We start from the raw sequence: 14,727 nt of genomic DNA on the forward strand, positions 1-14,727 counted from the left end.
GAGCTCCCCGTTGAAATACGTCGGGTCACGTCGACGAACGCCGCGCCTGCCTGCCGGCGGGTTCGCCCGAAGCGTTTCGCGCCTCCCGGACCTCTCAGGCCTCACCCATTCATGAGACCTTTTCCGGACCTCATTGGAGCAAACCTGCGCATGCCAATCTGTACGCATACCCACACTGATCGCATGCGCCCGGGCAAGCGCGCGTCAACGCCGCTCACACGCGGGGTGTCAACGCCGAACTTTTTTTCGCCGGCTACGTCTGCGTTGCAACAGAACTGAATCAAAAACGCTTGTTTTTTGGGGCGCGGCACGCGTCGCCTCGAAGGCATGTTTCAACCAGGAGCCATTTCTGAACGCCCCCGTTGTCAGGCGAAATAATCCAATTGAATCATCGACTTGCACCTTTCAAAAGTAGGATGCGCGGCGCCTCGGTCCGCAAAGTCGCCGTACAAAACTGAAACAAAAATGCGGCGTTACGCCGCGCTGCCGCATGGCCGACTCTCGCTCAGCCGCTTGAATGCGTGCTTTCGCACCAACTGGCACACACCCTGCTAAAGAGAGATCGCCGCAAGAGCGCTGACACGGACGAACGATTCCGCTTCACATAGGCGCGAGCGAGCAGGACAGAACGGGGAACCGGAACAAGCGCAGAAACAAGCAGCGATAAGCAGCGACAAGCAGGAAACAGCACGAACAAGCGGGACTATGGGGCCGGCACGACGAACACAAAAGCCGCACGGGAAACGGCAAACAAAAACGCGTTCGGCGTACGGAATCAAAAAACAGGAGGCGGCTCGCGCCGCTTCGCACGAGGACCAGTCATGTTAACCCTTCAATCCGATCTTCACGGCAACCATTTGCTGGGCGCCCTCCCGTCGCATGAATGGCAGGCTCTCGCCCCGCACCTCGAACTCGTTCATTTGCGCACCGAGCAGTTGATCTGCGACTCCGGCCAGCGCATTCATCACGTGTACTTTCCGACCACGGCGATCGTCTCGCTGCTCTCGACGATGGAAGACGGCAGCTCGGTCGAAATCGCGGCGGTCGGCCGCGAAGGCATGACGGGCGTGCCCGTGCTCACCGGCGGCGAAACGATGCCGAACCGCGTGCAGGTGCAATGCGCGGGCTTCGCCTATCGCATGAGCGCGCAAGCCCTCAAACAGCAGTTCGCGCGCTCGGAGTTCCTGCGCCGTCTCATGTTGCTCTATATGCACGCGCTGCTCACGCAGGTCGCGCAGACCGCCGCATGCAATCGTCACCATTCGCTGAACAAGCAGTTGTGCCGCTGGCTTCTGATCGAAGTGGACCGCGTGGCTTCCAACGATCTCAACGTCACGCAGCAGCTGATCGCCGACATGCTCGGCGTGCGCCGCGAAGGCATTACCGAAGCGGCCGGCAAGCTGCACGACGAAGGCCTGATCCATCACAGCCGCGGCCATATCCGTGTGCTCGATCGCGAAGGTCTCGAAGCTCGCGCCTGCGAGTGCTACGGGCTCGTGCGACGCGAGTTCGACCGGCTGCTGCCGCGCCTGCACCAGGCGGAAACGGTCGAGTGATCGCGTAATCGTCGCGCGTGCCTGGCGCTTTGCGCCGCGAACCCGTTTGCGACTCGTCCCCGGACAAAGCGTGCCCGTAGCGGCACGCTTTTGCGTGCCTGTTCGCCTTGCGCGCAATTTCGGGGAATCGTTCATGCAAGTTCGAAGGCAACGATAACAGACAGGATAACGAAGCAATTGCGCATTTCCGCCTGGGCTGGAGAGCCGGGCGCGCGCCCTCTGCTCCTCAGCCTTGCGGGATTCAATGGGCCGAAGGCACGAGCGCCTGTGCAAGCGGCAAGACAGGCAGGTGCTCGCGTTCGCGCACGAACGGGTCGGTCGGCTCCTGAAGCTTCGGATCCGGGCTCGTGTCGGCGTTACGCAACTGCACGGGCGCACCATCGTTCTTCGCGACCTTGCGAGTGTCGCCGCAGGGATGATCCGTCAACGCGGCCGCCTCGCGGAAATCGTCTTCCTGACACATGATGTTGAACGCAATGTCCTTGCGGTCCATGCGCCATGCCACGGCCGCATTCAGGCGCTTGTTGCAGTCCATATCCTTGATGGTGCCCGCAGCCGTCGCGCCCACGCCCACCACCGACACCGCAGCCGAAATACTGCCCCAGCAGGTCTCGGTAACCGAAGCCGTCAAGGCCGGCGCGTAGACCGTGGGCGTCGTGCGCACATCGTAGGAACCGTGGTAGGTCACGTCCGACGCGCCGCCGCTCGGCAGCACGACGGTATTGGAAACGGTGCTCGTCTGGCTCGACGTGGACGTGGTCCCCGACGTCATCGTCGGCGTGGTTTGCGCCCACGCGGCCCCTGCAAACAGCAACACCCCGGCAACGGCGATTTTTTGTTTCAGCTTGCTCATTCTTCTCTCCGTGAACGGAGTGGGGGCAACGCCCCCCTCTCCGACGCGCTAGTGAACGGCTGACCCGTTCGGCTTACCAGTGCATACCGCCCGTGAGCGAACCCGAACCGCCTGCCGCGACGATGCCGACGCCGCCGTCCGCATTGGCCGTGCCGCTGCCGTTCGCCGTCGCGTTCGACGTGAAGCCCGAGCCGCCGTAGCTGCCGCTCGAACCGTCGAACGACGTGTTGATCACCGACGAGTTGAAGTTCTGCGAACCCGACTGCGTGGCGCTCGTGAAGCCGAGCGTCGACGAATTCTGGTTGGTGGTCGTCGTGCCGGTCTGACCGACGTAGCCGTTAGCCGTCTGGCCGTAGGTTTGCGAGTTGGCGTTTTGCGTCGTGTAGCTCGAACCGAACGTGAGGCTCGCGTTCGAGAACGACTGGTTGCCTTGCGACACGGTGGCGTCGATATGGCCCGGCACCGTCAGCGCCGAGGTGAAGCTGCCGTTGACCGACGACGTGGAGTTCGACGTGAGTGCCGAAGCGCCAAAGCCGACGCCCGCAGCGCCCACCGCCGACGTGGTGGAGGACGACGGCGCGCCCACGCCGCCAGCACCGCCTGCAAATGCGGCAGCCGAAGCGAAAGAGAGCATGGCGGCGAGCGAAATGGCCTGAATCTTCTTCATGATTGTGGTCTTCCTGATAAAACAGGGGAGCGTTGGATGAATGCGCGCGCACTCCCCCTGATAGCGCGGGCGCATTTAACACGATCTAATTGCAATGCTTATAAAATCATTGCATTTGCGACGCGCGAATATCCCCGCGAGCCAGCCCGATATCGGGAGGATCGTTTAAACTGGAATAACCAGATTAATAATCGCGCGCGGAACGCCTTTACATATCCGGATAAATCAGACGTTCATGCAGAAATGAAAATCCGGAAAACAGAAAGGAATGCCCCGCGAAATGAAATGCTCCCGGCGCACCCTATTGAATAGTAGTCCGATACAAGCTTCCCGCCACCTGCTGTTGTCATTATTTCCCCGTGTACCGCCTGACAAAAACCCTCGAGCCGCCGCGCATTGTCGCGCGACGCCCTTCCCCTGCCCGGCCTTTTCGACGTCTCTTTTAGCGAACCGTTTGCATAACGTCGCCGGACGGTGAATTTATAACTCAGACAGTAAGACTATTGCTACGCCATTCACACGTTTTGTGTGCGGTTCTCAACGTAGCGTATAGACATGTCCTTGAATATGGGGATTTTCTTTCAATAACAATTGAAAGGTGAATGAAGCATCAAATAGATGCGCAGACAACCGGATTCAGAAGATCGCTTTCTTTTAATGATTAATCGCGATGTTCGGTTCGGCAGGCCACGCAGGCCTGCCAGAAGAAAGAGCGGCAACGCACAGGCAAACGCCCCTTGAGCGTACCGCTCGCGCGAGAGCGCTCAGGCCTTGCGGTATTCGATGCGCTCAACGCCGGTTTCACCGCCAAGCAGGCAGAAGTCCGCGCCGCGCGCGGCGAACAGACCCACCGTCACCACGCCCGGCCATGCGTTGACATGCGCCTCGAGCGTGCGCGGATCGCTAATGCGCAGACCTTTCACGTCGAGGATCTCGTTGCCGTTGTCGGTGATAAACGGCGAACCGTCCTTTTGCACGCGCAGCACCGGCACGCCGCCGAGCGCCGTCACGCGGCGGCCAATGGCCGTGCGCGCCATCGGCACGACTTCGATGGGCAGCGGGAACTGGCCAAGCACGTCGACGCGCTTGCTCGCGTCCGCGATGCACACGAACACGTCCGACACCGAAGCGACGATCTTCTCGCGCGTGAGCGCGCCGCCGCCGCCCTTGATCATGGCGCCTGTGCCGTCGATTTCGTCGGCGCCGTCGACGTACACGGGCAGCGATTCGATCTCGTTGAGGTCGAAAATCTTGAAGCCGTGCGCTTCGAGGCGTGCAGTGGTCGCGACCGAGCTCGACACGGCGCCGCGGTAGCGGCCCTTGCTCGCCGCGAGGGCGTCAATGAAGCAGTTCGCGGTGGAGCCCGTGCCGACACCAATTACGGCGCCTTCCGGCACGTTGGCGTTGACATAGTCGGCGGCGGCCTGGCCGACCAGTTGCTTGAGTTCGTCTTGAGTCATGGGAGTACAGCCCGAGGAGGAGAAAAACGCGGAATACGCATAGTTTACCGGAGATGCGGGCACGGGCTGCCCGCATCTCGCAGGATCGCTCCGGGCGATCAGCGCGCGATCAGCAGATAGTCAGCAGACAATCAGCGCGCGGCCGAGCGTTGGCGCACCGCCTCGAACAGACACACGCCCGAAGCCACCGACACGTTCAGGCTCTCGACCGTGCCCGCCATCGGAATCTGCATGACGACATCGCAGGTTTCGCGCGTGAGGCGGCGCATGCCCTCGCCTTCGGCGCCCAGCACGAGCGCAACGGGGCCTTCGAGCTTCGTCTCGTAGAGGCTCGCGCTCGCGTCGCCAGCGGTGCCCACCACCCACACGCCCGCGTCCTTGAGTTCGCGCAGCGCGCGCGCCAGGTTCGTCACGGTGATGTACGGCACGGTGTCGGCAGCGCCGCTCGCCACCTTCGCGGCCGTGGCGTTCAGACCCACGGCGCGGTCGCGCGGGGCGATCACCGCGTGCGCGCCGGCCGCATCGGCCACGCGCAGGCACGCGCCGAGATTGTGCGGATCGGTCACACCGTCCAGTACGAGCAGCAGCGGCGAACCCTGGATGCCGTCGAGCAGCTCGGCGAGATTCTGCGCGAGCGCCAGATCGTGCACGCGTGCCACGACGCCCTGGTGGCGCTCCGTGTGCGCGAGACCCCAGAGGCGCGTTTCGTCGGCCGCGATCACGCGCACGCCCGCTTCCTTCGCGGTGTGCAGGAAGTCCTGCATGCGGCGGTCGCGGCGCGTCGGATCGTAGTAGACATCCTCGACCGTGGACGCGTCGTGCCGCAAGCGTGCGGTCACCGCATGAAACCCGTAAAGAACCTTGAGACGTGACATGACTGAGACAACCCCTGATGAACGTTTTGCGGCGCAGACAGCGCGCCGCCGACAACGATAGTCAGCCGGCCGCGTCGTGCGGTCCGGCATCGGCAAACCGCACGTCTATTTGGCAAAGACCTGGCGCGGCGTGCAAGTGAAAAAACCGGGCACGCGCGCGACGGCGCGGCCCGGATACATAACGGCGGCGGAGCGCATCGGGCGCCCCGCCTGGCGCTCAACGCTTCTTGCGCGGCGCCTGCTTCTTGGGCGTGGGCTTCACGGCCGAGCGCTTCTTCGCGGTCTTGGCGGCGCCGCGCGCCGCGCGCGCTTCCTTCACCGCCACGCTTTGCGCCGGCGCGGCCTTTTTCTGGCGCGCCATGTCGCCACCCGGCAACGCACGCACGCGAGGACCGCCTTCCATGCCGCCCTTGTCGACCGGCATCGGCCGGTTGCCGCCCGATTTCACGGGCGTATCGCGCACGAGGCGGAAGTCGATCTTGCGCGCGTCGAGATCCACACGGCTCACCTGCACGCGCACGCGGTCCGAGAGGCGATAGCGAATGCCGGTGCGCTCGCCACGCAGTTCGTTCTTGATCTCGTCGTACTGGAAGTAATCCGAGCCCAGTTCCGTCACGTGCACGAGACCTTCGATGAAGAGCGCGTCGAGTTGCACGAAAATGCCGAACGACGTCACGCCGCTCACCATCCCGCCATACTCTTCGCCGAGCTTGTCGCGCATGAAGTAGCACTTGAGCCAGGCTTCGACGTCGCGCGAAGCTTCGTCAGCACGGCGCTCGTTCGCCGAGCAGTGCAAGCCCAGCTCTTCCCAGATCGCCGTATTGGCGCCCCGGGCGCGCTTGCCGCGCTTCTCTTCGTCTTCGGCCTGCAGCGCGCGGGCGCGCGGCGAAAGCGCGGTGTTGAGTTCGACGCCCTCGGGCGCCTGCGGCTGATACTTCTTGCCCTGCAGGATCGCGTAGATCGCGCGGTGCGTGAGCAAGTCGGGATAGCGGCGAATCGGGCTCGTGAAGTGCGCGTAAGCCTCGTAGGCCAGCCCGAAGTGACCGATATTGTCCGGGCTGTACACAGCCTGCTGCATCGAGCGCAGCAGCATGGTCTGCAGCATCTGCGCGTCGGGCCGGTCGCGGATATGCGCCATCAGCGCGGCGTAGTCGCTCGCATGCGGCGTGTCGCCGCCGCCAAGCGACAGGCCCATGCCACGCAGGAACGTGCGCAGGTTCTCGAGCTTTTCGGCGGTCGGTCCGGCGTGCACGCGGTACAGGCCCGGGTGCTTGTGGCGCTTCATGAAATCCGCCGCGCACACGTTCGCCGCGAGCATGCACTCTTCGATCAGCTTGTGCGCGTCGTTGCGCTGGCGTGGCACGATCTGCTCGATCTTGCCTTGCGCATTGCACACGATATAGGTTTCGGTCGTATCGAAATCGATCGCGCCGCGCTTCTGGCGCGCGGCGAACAGCGACTTGTATACGCCATAGAGATTCTGCAGTTGCGGCAGCAGCGCCGCGCGACGCGTCGCCTCGGGGCCCTTGGTGTTGGTGAGCACCGCCGCGACTTCGGTATAGGTGAGCCGCGCCGCCGAGTGCATGACGCCCGGATAAAACTGGTACGCCTTGATCTCGCCGCGCGCGGTGATCACCATGTCGCACACGAGCACGCAGCGATCGACGTGCGGATTGAGCGAACAGAGCCCGTTCGAGAGCTTCTCGGGCAGCATCGGAATCACGCGGCGCGGGAAGTACACCGACGTGCTGCGCTCGATGGCGTCCACGTCGAGACCGCTGCCGGGCAAGACGTAGTGCGAGACGTCGGCGATGGCGACGATCAGGCGGAAGCCCTCGCCCTTGCCAACCTGCATCGGCTCGCAGTACACGGCGTCGTCGAAGTCGCGCGCGTCTTCGCCGTCGATGGTGACGAGCGGCACGTCGCGCAGGTCCACGCGATAGCGGATGTCCGAGGGACGCACGGCGTCGGGCAGCTTCGCGGCTTCGTCCAGCGCGGGCTTGCTGAACTCGTGCGGCACGCCGTACTTGCGCACGGCAATTTCGATCTCCATGCCCGGATCGTCGATATCGCCGAGCACTTCCATCACGCGGCCGAGCGGCTGCGAGTGGCGGCTGGGGAAGTCGGTGAGTTCGACGACCACGACCTGGCCGACCTTGGCCTTCTTCGGATTCTGCGTGACGAGAATGTCGTGGCCGATGCGCTTGTCTTCCGGCGCGACGATCAGCGCGCCGTTCTCGTTGAGCAGGCGCCCAATCACACTGCGGTTTGCGCGGTCGGTGACTTCCACGATATGCCCTTCCGGGCGCCCGCGCCGGTCATAGCCGACAATGCGCGCGAGCACGCGGTCGTTGTGCATGACCTTCTGCATTTCGCCTTGCGGCAGGAACAGATCGTCCTGGCCGTCGTCGCGCACGAGGAAGCCGTAGCCGTCGCGATGCCCCTGCACGCGCCCGGCAACGAAATTCGAAGGATGCGCGAGCTGGTAGTGGCCGCGCGAATCGAGCCGGATCTGCCCGTCGCGCTCCATGGCGGCGAGGCGCCTGAAGAACCCTTCACGCTCCTGGCGCTTGATGGCGAGCGCCTCGGCGATATCGTTCGCGGTGCAAGGCGAGTCGCTGGTCCGCAGCACGCCAAGGATCTCTTCGCGGCTGGGAATCGGGTACGGATATTTGCTCAAGGGCTTGTCGATGGTTGTTCTCGTTGCGTGGACGTCGGATTTTGCGCGGCCCGAATGTGCAGTACATGCGAGCGGCGCCCCGTCTTCGAGTGCTGCAATCTGCCGGCCCGTACGTGGACTGCCTGACCGCTCGCGCTGCGTGCGCCACGCTGCACGCAGCACCTGAACCCCGTACTTGTGCCGGCGGAACTTCTGCGAGGCATTCTAACACCCGCATCGCACCCTACGAGCCGTGGGAGCGGCCTCACAGCGCGATCAGACGGCCACTCCACGCGCCCGGCAACGCTCATGCAGCCGCTTGCGCAGCCGCGCTCGATTGCCCCTCACAAAACGCTTGACAGGTATTCTGGGCCCGCTATAATTTTGGTCTTTGCTGCACAACACGTTGAACAGCAAACGACACCTTGCCCAGGTGGCGGAATTGGTAGACGCACCAGGTTCAGGTCCTGGCGGTGGCAACACTGTGGAGGTTCGAGTCCTCTCTTGGGCACCAGATTCAAAAGGCCGGCTTCATGCCGGCCTTTTTCATTTCCAGCACGGCAGCAAGTACAACTGCCCTGCTATCGCGCAAATCGAAGCAGCCGCGTTCCCGAGATGAAGTTTTTTGAAAAGATCTATTGACAGTCGCGCTGAATCACGTCATAATTTTCTTCTAGCTTGAAGACGTGCCCAGGTGGCGGAATTGGTAGACGCACTAGGTTCAGGTCCTAGCGGTGGCAACACTGTGGAGGTTCGAGTCCTCTCCTGGGCACCACGTCTCATCATGCAGAACTAGCAGCACACAGGATTCATCAAAAAAGCCCGCAAATTGCGGGCTTTTTTGTTTTTGGCTTCCACTTTCCTGCTGCGAACGCCGTGGGCAGCTCCCATCGATGTATTTCATGGTATACATTGCCGGACGCCGTGGATAAGCCGATTGAGGAATACAGAATGGAATTCGTAGTCGTCGCTGCGATCATCGCGGTCAGCTTTGGCGCCGCCGCGACCTGGCTGCTCGCCACCCGGCTGCCCGAGCGCTGGCTCGACAAGAGCGCCAGCGAGGGCCGGTATGCCGGTCTCGGGCTAGAAAACGAGCGGGCCGCCAAAGCGGACCCGCGGCGCGAACAGGCCCGTATCGATACACGGCGCGTACGGCGCTCGCGCGCGCGAGCGAGGCTCCAGGGCGCAGCACGCGTGATGCGGGCGTTGCGCGCCGCGACCGCTCGCCACGATCACGATCGCACCGCTCGCCCGTAGCGCTCAGGGGCGCAAGCAAACGCGCTCATTCGTGCGAGCCCAGCGGCGAAGGGATGAACGCCGAATCGGCAATCTTCGCCTCCTCACCCGACTGAAAGATCCAGCGCCGGCGCATGGGCTGCAAGATCACCTTCGCGCTCACACCCGCCATCATCGCGACGCAAGCGACCATATCGAACACCATGTTCCAGCCACCGTGGATCGCGAGCAGCGTGGCGACAGGCACGAGCAGCGCCGCGGTCCCCTTCGCGGTGTAGAGCGTGCCGGCGTTGCCGGCTGCGTATTTCGCGCCGAACGTGTCGGCGCAGGTCGCCGGAAAGTTCGAGAAGATGTCGCCGTAGAACAGGAACACGAGCCCCGAGAACAGCACGAAGAGATACGGGTCGTGGCCGAACGCCCGCAAGCCCAGCAGCGCGAGTCCCTCGCCGAGAAACGTGATGAACATCGTATTCTCGCGGCCAATGCGATCCGAAATGAGCCCGCACAGCGGCCGTGTAAAGCCGTTGCACAGATTGTTGATCGAGAGCGTCATGGTGAGCAGCGGCAGCGTCGTCGCCACGAGCGTAATCGGCATCGAGGCGAAACCGTAACTCTTCGCGATCGGGCCAATCTGCGCGGTCGCGATGATGCCGCCCGCCGCCACGCACACGAACATCGCGTACATCACCCAGAATACGGGCGCGCGTACCATCTGCTTCGTCGTGTAGTCGGTTTTCGTCGCCACGATGCGCTTCATGCCGGCCGCGTGTGCCGGCGGCTTCGGCCGCACCATCACGAGTGCGAGCGCCATGATGCAGGCGCCCTGAAGGAGTCCGAAGAACACGAACGCCTGCTGATAGCCTGACTGCTGGATCATGTTCGAGATCGGAATGACCGTGAGCGCCGCGCCCGCGCCGAAGCCCGCCGCTGTCATGCCGGCAGCGAGGCCGCGGCGGTCGGGGAACCATTTGAGCGCGGTGCCTACGCACGTGCCGTACACGCAGCCCGCACCGATGCCCGAGATGACCGCGGCGACGTAAAGCACCGGCAGCACGGGCGCCCACGCGTTGAGCACCCAACCGAGCGCCACACAGCACGCACCGCCCATCACCACAGGGCGCGGGCCGAAGCGGTCGACCAGCCAGCCCTCCACGGGCACGAGCCAGGTTTCCGTCACGATGAAAATGGAGAAGGCGAGCTGAATCGCCGCTTGTCCCCAGTGATGCCGTGCGTCCATCGGCACGACGAAGAGCGTCCACGCGTACTGCAGGTTCGCCACGAGCCCCATGCAGAGAATGCCCGCGACGAGCTGCACCCAGCGGTTGTGCCGCCGGGCTGTGTAGCTGCCTTCGATACGATCGGTATGTACCACGTTGTCTGTCTCCGTCCGTTGTGATTGCCCGCGGGATTTCCCGCATCGCCTCTATCCCGCGTTACAGCCAGCGCGGCAGGCGTTTGCCCGCCGCGCCCTGACGTTAAACATCAAGCCGCTTCGAGTTGCCGCAGCAAGGCATCGACACTGCCCTTCGCATCGCCGAACAGCATTCGTGTGTTGTCCTTATAGAAAAGCGGATTGTCCACGCCCGCATAACCCGTCGCCATGCTGCGCTTGGAGACGACCACCGTGCGCGCCTTCCACACCTCCAGCACCGGCATGCCGGCAATCGGGCTGCCCGCGTCTTCCTGCGCGCCCGGATTGACGATATCGTTCGCGCCGATCACGAGGACGACGTCGGTGCTCGTGAAGTCTTCGTTGATCTCGTCCATTTCGAGCACGATGTCGTACGGCACTTTCGCTTCCGCGAGCAGCACGTTCATGTGACCCGGCAAGCGTCCAGCAACCGGATGAATGCCGAAACGCACACGTATGCCGAGCGCACGCAGCCGCCGCGTGATCTCGCTGATGGTGCCCTGCGCCTGCGCGACCGCCATGCCGTAGCCTGGCACGATCACGACCTCCTGAGCGTCGCGCAGGAGCGACCCCACTTCGTCCACCGTGGTCGCTACGACCTCACCCTCCGGCGTTGCGCTGGCCGTGGCGCTAACGGCGCCAAAGCCGCCGAGAATCACCGAAACGAAGCTGCGATTCATCGCGCGGCACATGATGTAGCTGAGAATCGCACCGCTCGATCCAACCAGCGCACCCGTCGTCACCAGCAGATCGTTATCGAGCATGAAGCCTGTTGCCGCTGCCGCCCAGCCCGAATAGCTGTTGAGCATCGAGACCACCACGGGCATATCCGCGCCGCCGATCGCCATCACGAGATGCACGCCGAGCGCCGCCGCCAGCACGCACATCACGATGAGCGCATACAGCGCGTCGCCACCATCGGGCGCACTGACGAAGCGATACCCGATCGCGATGCACGCGCCCAGCACCACCGCGTTGAGCAGATGCCGCGCGGGCAGCACGAGCGGCTTGCCGCTCACCGTGCCCTGCAACTTCAGGAACGCGACGATCGAGCCGCTGAACGTGACCGTGCCGATGAACGCGCCGACATAGATCTCGGTGTCGTGAATCGCGCGCTCGACGCCGCTCATCGCGGCCTGAGGCGAGAGGAAGTTCGCGAAGGCGATCAGTGTGGCCGCAAGGCCGACGAAGCTGTGCAGCACAGCGACGAGTTGCGGCATCTGCGTCATCTCCACGCGGCGCGCGAGAAGCGCGCCGATCCCGCCACCTACCAGCGCGGCAATGAGCGCGATTTGCAGGCCCGCGCCGCCCGTGACGAGCAGCGTGGCGAGCACCGCGATCACCATGCCGGACACGCCGTACAGGTTGCCGCGCCGCGCACTCGCGGGATGACTGAGCCCGCGCAGGCTGAGGATGAAGAGCGTCGCCGCGCCGAGCCACGCCATGTTGCCGATTCCGTTGAGCATGACGTCTCCTCAGGTCCGTTGGAACATCTTCAGCATGCGCTGGGTGACGAGAAAGCCGCCCGCGATGTTGATGGTCGCGACGACGAGCGCAATGCCTGCCAGCACGGTCACGATCGTGCTGGCGTTGCCCGGATGCAGCAATGCGCCGATCACGATAATCCCGCTGATCGCATTCGTTACGCTCATGAGCGGCGTATGCAGCGAGGGCGTGACGTTCCAGACCACCTGATAGCCGACGAACACGGCCAGCACGAACACCGTGAAGTGCGCGACGAACGCCGGCGGCGCGACGGCGCCAAGTGCGAGCAGGAGCAACGCGGCGACAACGAGCGCGGCGAGCGACCAGACGCCATTGCGGCGAGCGACTTGCGCGCTCTCTTCTTTCGCGTGGCCAGCCGAAGCGGCACCGGGCTTCGTCTGCGCAGACGCTTGCGGCGCGGCGCTGACCTGCACCGGCGGCGCAGGCCAGCACACCTCGCCGCGCTGCATGACCGTGGTGCCGCGCTGCACGACGTCGTCCATTTCGAGTTCGAGCTCGCCGTTTTTCGCGGGCGTGAGATCCGTCAGCAGATGGCGGATGTTGGTCGCGTAGAGCTGGCTCGACTGATTCGCCATGCGGCTTGGCAGATCCGTGTAGCCGATCACTGTCACACCGTTCGCATTCACCACCTCGCCCGGGCGCGTGAGTTCGCAGTTTCCGCCCTGCTCGGCCGCCATGTCGACGATCACGCTCCCGGCGCGCATGCACGCCACCGTCTTCGCGTCGATCAGGCGCGGCGCCGGTTTGCCCGGAATGAGCGCCGTCGTGACGATGATGTCTACCTCGCGCGCCTGGGCCTCGAAAAGCGCCATCTCCGCTTCGATGAACTTCGCGCTCATCTGTTTGGCGTAGCCGCCCGAGCCGCCGCCCTCCTCCTCGATGTCGATGCTCAGGAACTCCGCACCCATGCTCTCGACCTGCTGGCCAACTTCCGGACGCGTATCGAACGCGCGCACGATTGCGCCAAGCCCGCGCGCCGCGCCGATCGCGGCAAGCCCGGCCACCCCCGCGCCGATCACGAGCACCTTGGCGGGCGGCATCTTGCCTGCCGCCGTGATCTGCCCCGTGAAAACCCGGCCGAAGTGCTGGGCCGCCTCGACCACCGCGCGATAGCCGGCCATGTTCGCCATCGAGCTCAACGCGTCGAGCTTCTGCGCGCGCGAGATGCGCGGCACGCAATCCATCGCGAGCACCGTTAGCTCGCGCGCTGACAACTGCTCGAGCAGCGCCGCGTTTTGCGCGGGCCAGATGAAACCGATTAGCGTCGCGCCAGGTTTGAGACGCTGCACCTCTTCGCCTGAAGGCGGCCGCACCTTGATAACCATGTCCGCGCCGCTCAAGAGCGCTTGCGCATCGTCCACGATGCGCGCGCCCGCTGCGCGATAGGCGTCGTCCGGGTAAGACGCGTTCACACCCGCCGACGTTTCGACCTCCACGGCATAACCGAGTTTGATTAGTTGTGCCACACTTTCAGGCGTCGCCGCTACGCGTCGCTCGCCTTCATATGTTTCGCGGGGGACCGCAATCGTCATCGCCATGATGCGCCTCCGTGCTTCATGACAGAGCGCACTGCGGCGAAAACAAACGGAATCGGCGGCGCGCCAGTGCATCTGGCGCGCCGAAAGCGTAGCCACGACTTCATGAAACGTCTCCTACTGATGTTGGAATACTTTGTGTGCCGCGGCTCGATGAGGGCTTTGCCCTATGCCACGCCCAGGCTGGGCGAATTGCCGCTCTTGAGAAAAGCGATCGCCGCCTCGCGCGCACCGGCAATGGCGGCGGCCTCGCTTTCGAATACGGTTTCGTCAACCACCCATTGACGGGGGAAAACAGCGGCGGCCGGTACTTCGGCGGCGGCCTCGACGGCGTGAATGGCGGCGAACGCCGCCCAGCCGCCGTTGTGGATCATCTGACGGGCCGAGAGTTCGACCTCGAAATGTCCGAGTCTTTCGGTGTGCATCGAAGAGCTCCCGAGGTTTCAGGATTGCTGGGCCTGTGCTTCGAGTTCGGTGATGCGTTTCTTGAGCGCGCGCTCTTCCTGGAAGCGCGCCGTTTCGTCGCGAATCACGGCGACGATGCCGTTGAGTTCGCCCTGCGGCGAGTGCAGCAGCGCCACGGTGAAGGCGATCGAAAGCGCCTTGCCCGCCTTGTCCACGGCCGGCACGCGCAGCACGTCGTTGCCATAGCGCGTCTGGCCGGTGGCCATCGTCTTGTGATAGCCCTCCCAGTGACGCCCGCGCAGCCGCTCGGGAATGATCACGTCGAGCGTCTTGCCGAGCGCTTCTTCCTGCGTATACCCGAACATGCGCGTAGCCGCCGGATTCCAGTACGTGATATCGCCGGCTGCGTCGGAAATGACGATGGCGTCGCCAATGGCGTTTGCGAGTTGCTCGAAATCAATGGCGGATTGCATGGCGATGACTATGTGGGGTGACTCGTTTGTCGTCGTCGCGCGGCACGCATTGCCCATGCCGCGCGGCGTCCTGCCTGCCAGTCTGGTATTG

The 14,727-nt window shown here is 63.9% G+C and carries 12 protein-coding genes and 2 tRNA genes; 4 read left to right on the plus strand and 10 right to left on the minus strand.

Going from position 1 to position 14,727, the window contains the following annotated elements; genetic code table 11:
• Positions 1–821: 821 nt before the first annotated feature.
• Positions 822–1,556 (plus strand): Crp/Fnr family transcriptional regulator, encoded by a 735-nt coding sequence (locus FAZ97_RS08025; protein ID WP_158757964.1) that lies wholly within the window; start codon positions 822–824, stop codon positions 1,554–1,556.
• A gap of 241 nt (positions 1,557–1,797) precedes the next feature.
• Here the strand turns inward: FAZ97_RS08025 and FAZ97_RS08030 are convergent, their stop codons facing one another.
• The 5 genes from FAZ97_RS08030 to rnr all read right to left on the minus strand — a co-directional run bounded on the left by FAZ97_RS08030 (position 1,798) and on the right by rnr (position 8,091).
• Positions 1,798–2,409, minus strand: coding sequence for a hypothetical protein (locus FAZ97_RS08030; protein WP_158757965.1), 612 nt, complete (start codon positions 2,407–2,409; stop codon positions 1,798–1,800).
• Between the two features lie 73 nt (positions 2,410–2,482).
• Positions 2,483–3,076, minus strand: a complete 594-nt coding sequence (locus FAZ97_RS08035) for a hypothetical protein (protein ID WP_158757966.1) — start codon at positions 3,074–3,076, stop codon at positions 2,483–2,485.
• A gap of 764 nt (positions 3,077–3,840) precedes the next feature.
• Positions 3,841–4,536 (minus strand): ribose-5-phosphate isomerase RpiA, encoded by a 696-nt coding sequence (gene rpiA / locus FAZ97_RS08040; protein WP_158757967.1) that lies wholly within the window; start codon positions 4,534–4,536, stop codon positions 3,841–3,843.
• A 131-nt stretch (positions 4,537–4,667) separates the two neighbouring features.
• Positions 4,668–5,411: a 23S rRNA (guanosine(2251)-2'-O)-methyltransferase RlmB gene (gene rlmB, locus FAZ97_RS08045; protein ID WP_158757968.1), complete on the minus strand. Its 744-nt coding sequence runs from the start codon at positions 5,409–5,411 to the stop codon at positions 4,668–4,670.
• Between the two features lie 217 nt (positions 5,412–5,628).
• Positions 5,629–8,091: a ribonuclease R gene (rnr, locus tag FAZ97_RS08050; RefSeq protein ID WP_158757969.1), complete on the minus strand. Its 2,463-nt coding sequence runs from the start codon at positions 8,089–8,091 to the stop codon at positions 5,629–5,631.
• 406 nt (positions 8,092–8,497) lie between these two features.
• Between rnr and FAZ97_RS08055 the strand changes: the two genes are divergently transcribed.
• From FAZ97_RS08055 to FAZ97_RS08065, 3 genes are all read left to right on the plus strand, one after another.
• Positions 8,498–8,584: transfer RNA gene (locus FAZ97_RS08055), tRNA-Leu, on the plus strand.
• 174 nt (positions 8,585–8,758) lie between these two features.
• Positions 8,759–8,845: transfer RNA gene (locus FAZ97_RS08060), tRNA-Leu, on the plus strand.
• A 176-nt stretch (positions 8,846–9,021) separates the two neighbouring features.
• A complete protein-coding gene (locus FAZ97_RS08065) occupies positions 9,022–9,327 on the plus strand; it encodes a hypothetical protein (RefSeq protein ID WP_158757970.1) in 306 nt (101 codons plus the stop codon).
• Positions 9,328–9,352: 25 nt separating this feature from the next.
• Here the strand turns inward: FAZ97_RS08065 and oxlT are convergent, their stop codons facing one another.
• From oxlT to FAZ97_RS08090, 5 genes are all read right to left on the minus strand, one after another.
• Positions 9,353–10,678 carry an oxalate/formate MFS antiporter gene (gene oxlT / locus FAZ97_RS08070; protein WP_233271544.1) on the minus strand — a complete coding sequence of 442 codons (1,326 nt, stop codon included), beginning with the start codon at positions 10,676–10,678 and terminating at the stop codon, positions 9,353–9,355.
• A 110-nt stretch (positions 10,679–10,788) separates the two neighbouring features.
• On the minus strand, positions 10,789–12,183 hold the full coding sequence (locus tag FAZ97_RS08075) for an NAD(P)(+) transhydrogenase (Re/Si-specific) subunit beta (protein ID WP_158757971.1): 1,395 nt from the start codon (positions 12,181–12,183) through the stop codon (positions 10,789–10,791).
• Positions 12,184–12,192: 9 nt separating this feature from the next.
• The gene (locus FAZ97_RS08080) at positions 12,193–13,761 is read right to left on the minus strand and encodes a Re/Si-specific NAD(P)(+) transhydrogenase subunit alpha (protein WP_158757972.1); all 1,569 of its coding nucleotides are present in this window, start codon (positions 13,759–13,761) and stop codon (positions 12,193–12,195) included.
• A gap of 164 nt (positions 13,762–13,925) precedes the next feature.
• Positions 13,926–14,183: a hypothetical protein gene (locus tag FAZ97_RS08085; RefSeq protein ID WP_158757973.1), complete on the minus strand. Its 258-nt coding sequence runs from the start codon at positions 14,181–14,183 to the stop codon at positions 13,926–13,928.
• Positions 14,184–14,201: 18 nt separating this feature from the next.
• Complete coding sequence (locus tag FAZ97_RS08090; RefSeq protein ID WP_158757974.1) at positions 14,202–14,636, minus strand: PAS domain-containing protein; 435 nt, start codon at positions 14,634–14,636, stop codon at positions 14,202–14,204.
• Positions 14,637–14,727 lie beyond the last annotated feature (91 nt).

This window comes from Paraburkholderia acidiphila, assembly GCF_009789655.1.
Classification (GTDB): domain Bacteria; phylum Pseudomonadota; class Gammaproteobacteria; order Burkholderiales; family Burkholderiaceae; genus Paraburkholderia; species Paraburkholderia acidiphila.

Bases quoted from the DNA above. Each gene is read 5' to 3' on its own strand.
- FAZ97_RS08025 (WP_158757964.1), top strand. From the start codon at position 822: ATGTTAACCCTTCAATCCGATCTTCACGGCAACCATTTGCTGGGCGCC.
- FAZ97_RS08030 (WP_158757965.1), bottom strand. From the start codon at position 2,409: ATGAGCAAGCTGAAACAAAAAATCGCCGTTGCCGGGGTGTTGCTGTTT.
- FAZ97_RS08035 (WP_158757966.1), bottom strand. From the start codon at position 3,076: ATGAAGAAGATTCAGGCCATTTCGCTCGCCGCCATGCTCTCTTTCGCT.
- rpiA (WP_158757967.1), bottom strand. From the start codon at position 4,536: ATGACTCAAGACGAACTCAAGCAACTGGTCGGCCAGGCCGCCGCCGAC.
- rlmB (WP_158757968.1), bottom strand. From the start codon at position 5,411: ATGTCACGTCTCAAGGTTCTTTACGGGTTTCATGCGGTGACCGCACGC.
- FAZ97_RS08065 (WP_158757970.1), top strand. From the start codon at position 9,022: ATGGAATTCGTAGTCGTCGCTGCGATCATCGCGGTCAGCTTTGGCGCC.
- FAZ97_RS08075 (WP_158757971.1), bottom strand. From the start codon at position 12,183: ATGCTCAACGGAATCGGCAACATGGCGTGGCTCGGCGCGGCGACGCTC.
- FAZ97_RS08080 (WP_158757972.1), bottom strand. From the start codon at position 13,761: ATGGCGATGACGATTGCGGTCCCCCGCGAAACATATGAAGGCGAGCGA.
- FAZ97_RS08085 (WP_158757973.1), bottom strand. From the start codon at position 14,183: ATGCACACCGAAAGACTCGGACATTTCGAGGTCGAACTCTCGGCCCGT.
- FAZ97_RS08090 (WP_158757974.1), bottom strand. From the start codon at position 14,636: ATGCAATCCGCCATTGATTTCGAGCAACTCGCAAACGCCATTGGCGAC.